At 70.8% G+C, this 747-nt stretch carries 1 protein-coding gene; it reads left to right on the top strand.

All coding sequences use genetic code 11. The annotated features are described in order from the left end of the window. The coding region (locus ACFHPP_RS31275) for a transposase (RefSeq protein WP_437167118.1) at positions 1-724 on the top strand (724 nt) is incomplete at its 5' end. Positions 725-747 lie beyond the last annotated feature (23 nt).

Below are 747 nucleotides of genomic sequence, written 5' to 3'. Positions count from 1 at the left end.
GAGCCCGGCCGATCCGGACGCGCGCATCGCCCGGCTGAAGGACGGCCGCACGCGGCTGGCGCACAAGCCCGAGCACGCGGTCGACCTCGACACCGGCGCGGTGGTCGCCGCCGAGATGCACGCCGCCGACCGCGGCGACACCGCCACCCTGCCGGACACGCTGGCAAGCGCCGCCCGGCATCTCGGCGCGGTCGAGGCGGCGCCGAGCCTGGAGGCGCCGGCCGAACTGGTGGCGGACAAGGGATACCATTCCCGCGAGACGCTGAAGGCGCTCGACGATGGCGCGTGGAAGACGCGCATCGCCGAGCCGAAGCGCGACGGCTTTCTCCGCTGGCACGGCGACGACGACGCCCGCCGCGCCGTGGTCAACAACCGCATCCGGCTGCTTTCCGGCGTTGCCCGCGCTGCCTTCAAGCTGCGCGCCGAGATCGTCGAACGCTGCTTTGCCCTGGTGCTCGACCGTGGCGGTATGCGCCGGACCTGGCTGCGCGGGCGGGAGAACATCCAGAAGCGCTACCTGATCCACGTCGCCGGCTACAATCTCGGCCTCATCATGCGCCTGATGACCGGCGCCGGGACACCGAGGGAGTTCCAGGCGCGCGTATCTGCGTGCCTTGCCGCCATCATCCTGGCGAACGGCTGCCTGACGCTGCTGTTGATCGCCGTCGTCAGCGATCAGACCGCCGCCATCGCCATCAGCTTCGCCCCAAACCCTCGGCGCTGAACGACGACTTCATCAACGGGCTG

This window comes from Falsiroseomonas sp. E2-1-a20 (assembly GCF_051433195.1).
Taxonomy (GTDB): Bacteria; Pseudomonadota; Alphaproteobacteria; order Acetobacterales; family Acetobacteraceae; genus Falsiroseomonas.
Note: the sequence above shows the minus strand (reverse complement) of the source record. Positions and strands in the feature narration are given on the sequence as shown.